Here is a 2401-nt window from a genome sequence, read left to right on the forward strand (position 1 = left end):
CCCGGCCCGTTCACCGGCCTGCGGGCCGGGATGGCGACCGCCGCCGCATATGGGCACGCGCTGGGCATCCCGGTACACGGGGTGTGCAGCCTGGACGCCATCGGGGTGCGGACCACCGGCGACACGCTGGTGGTCACCGACGCCCGCCGCCGCGAGGTCTACTGGGCCCGCTACCGCGACGGGGTGCGTACCGCCGGCCCGGCGGTCAACGCCCCGGCCGACGTCGAGCCCGGCCCGGCACGGGCGGTCGCGGGTTCGCCCGAGCACGCGGCCCGGTTCGGCCTGCCGACCTGCGAGCCGGTCTATCCGACGCCGGCCGGGCTGGTCGCCGCGGTGCCCGACTGGTCCGCCGACCCCGCGCCGCTGGTCGCGCTGTATCTGCGCCGGCCCGATGCCAAGCCATTGGCGGCCCGTTAGTGACCGCGCCCAGCGAGCCCGTGACCATCGGCGCATTGACACCCGCCGACGCCGAGCGCTGCGCACAGCTGGAGGCCCAGCTGTTCGACGGCGACGACCCGTGGCCGGCGGTGGCGTTTAACCGCGAACTGGCCAGCTCGCACAACCACTACGTGGCCGCGCGCGCCGCTGGCCGCGTGGTGGGTTATGCGGGCATCTCCCGGTTGGGCCGCAAACCGCCGTTCGAATACGAGGTGCACACGATCGGCGTGGACCCGGCATTCCAGGGACGGGGCATCGGCCGCCGCCTGCTCGACGAGTTGCTGAATTTCGCCGACGGCGGTGTGGTCTACCTGGAGGTGCGCACCGACAACGAGGCGGCCATCGCGCTGTACCGCAGCGCCGGTTTTGACCAGATCGGCCTGCGTCGGCGCTACTACCGGGTCAGCGGCGCCGACGCGTACACGATGTGCAGGGAGGCCGAATGACCACCATCCTGGCGATCGAAACCTCCTGCGACGAAACGGGAGTCGGCATCGCGCGGCTGGACGCTGGCGGCACTGTGACACTGCTGGCCGACGAGGTGGCATCCAGCGTCGACGAGCATGTCCGGTTCGGTGGCGTGGTGCCCGAGATCGCCTCGCGCGCGCACCTGGAAGCCCTGGGTCCCGCCATGCGCCGCGCGCTGTCCGCGGCCGGCGTGGAACGACCCGACGTCGTCGCCGCCACCATCGGGCCCGGCCTCGCCGGTGCCCTGTTGGTGGGAGTGGCTGCCGCCAAAGCGTATTCGGCCGCATGGGACGTGCCGTTCTACGCCGTCAACCACCTGGGCGGGCACCTGGCCGCCGACGTATACGAACACGGGCCGCTGCCCGAATGCGTGGCGCTGCTGGTGTCCGGTGGCCACACGCATCTGCTGCACGTGCGTTCGCTCGGCAAGCCGATCGTCGAGCTGGGCAGCACCGTCGACGACGCCGCGGGCGAGGCCTACGACAAGGTCGCGCGCCTGCTGGGCCTGGGCTACCCCGGCGGAAAGGTGCTCGACGACCTGGCCCGGACCGGTGACCGCGGGGCCATCACGTTCCCGCGCGGCATGACCGGCCCGGCCGACGACCCGCACGCGTTCAGCTTCTCCGGGCTCAAGACCGCCGTCGCGCGATACGTGGAGAGCCACCCCGACGCCGCCACGGCCGACATCGCCGCCGGCTTTCAGGAAGCCGTCGCCGACGTGCTGACCATGAAGGCGGTGCGGGCGGCGACCGGGTTTGGTGTGGGGACCCTGCTGATCGCCGGGGGAGTGGCCGCCAACTCCCGACTGAGGGAGCTGGCCACGCAGCGCTGCGCGGCGGCGGGCCTGACGCTACGGATCCCCAGACCGCGACTGTGCACCGACAACGGGGCGATGATCGCCGCGTTCGCCGCGCACCTGGTGGCCGCCGGAGCGGCACCCTCACCGCTGGACGTGCCCAGCGACCCGGGCCTGCCGGTGGTAAAAGGCCAGGTCGCCTGACTGCATGGCGCCAACCCGCGGGAAGCAGCGGTGCGGCCTTGAGTGCTAGCACTCTCATGTATAGAGTGCTAGGTGGCAATCGGCCAACCCCCCGTGTCGGCACCCGCGACGACGGCGCGAGGGTGCGGACGGGTGCCGAAACACCTGACAATTCGGACGGTTCGGGGCAAGCCCCGGACCGACCGCCAACTCCGGTCCGGGCACATCCCGGACCCGACCCAAATAGTGGAGGGCTCCAATCGTGGCGAAGGTGAACATCAAGCCACTCGAGGACAAGATTCTCGTGCAGGCCAACGAGGCCGAGACCACGACCGCGTCCGGTCTGGTCATTCCTGACACCGCCAAGGAGAAGCCGCAGGAAGGCACCGTCGTCGCAGTCGGCCCCGGCCGGTGGGACGAGGACGGCGACAAGCGGATCCCGGTCGACGTGTCGGAGGGTGACACCGTCATCTACAGCAAGTACGGCGGCACCGAGATCAAGTACAACGGCGAGGA

4 protein-coding genes are annotated in these 2401 nt (G+C 71.3%); all 4 read left to right on the forward strand.

Annotation, left to right across the window (positions count from 1 at the left end):
- Positions 1-417: tRNA (adenosine(37)-N6)-threonylcarbamoyltransferase complex dimerization subunit type 1 TsaB (gene tsaB / locus A5736_RS06260; RefSeq protein ID WP_076245137.1), on the forward strand; the 417-nt coding region annotated here is incomplete at its 5' end.
- Positions 417-884: a ribosomal protein S18-alanine N-acetyltransferase gene (gene rimI, locus A5736_RS06265; protein ID WP_076245138.1), complete on the forward strand. Its 468-nt coding sequence runs from the start codon at positions 417-419 to the stop codon at positions 882-884. The genes tsaB and rimI, both read left to right, overlap by 1 nt.
- The gene (gene tsaD, locus A5736_RS06270) at positions 881-1906 is read left to right on the forward strand and encodes a tRNA (adenosine(37)-N6)-threonylcarbamoyltransferase complex transferase subunit TsaD (RefSeq protein WP_076245140.1); all 1026 of its coding nucleotides are present in this window, start codon (positions 881-883) and stop codon (positions 1904-1906) included. The genes rimI and tsaD overlap by 4 nt, the downstream gene beginning before the upstream one ends.
- A 241-nt stretch (positions 1907-2147) precedes the next feature.
- A partial coding sequence (groES, locus tag A5736_RS06275) for a co-chaperone GroES (protein ID WP_076245141.1) occupies positions 2148-2401 on the forward strand: 254 nt, incomplete at its 3' end.

It is taken from the genome of Mycobacterium sp. SP-6446 (genome assembly GCF_001954045.1).
GTDB lineage: Bacteria > Actinomycetota > Actinomycetes > Mycobacteriales > Mycobacteriaceae > Mycobacterium.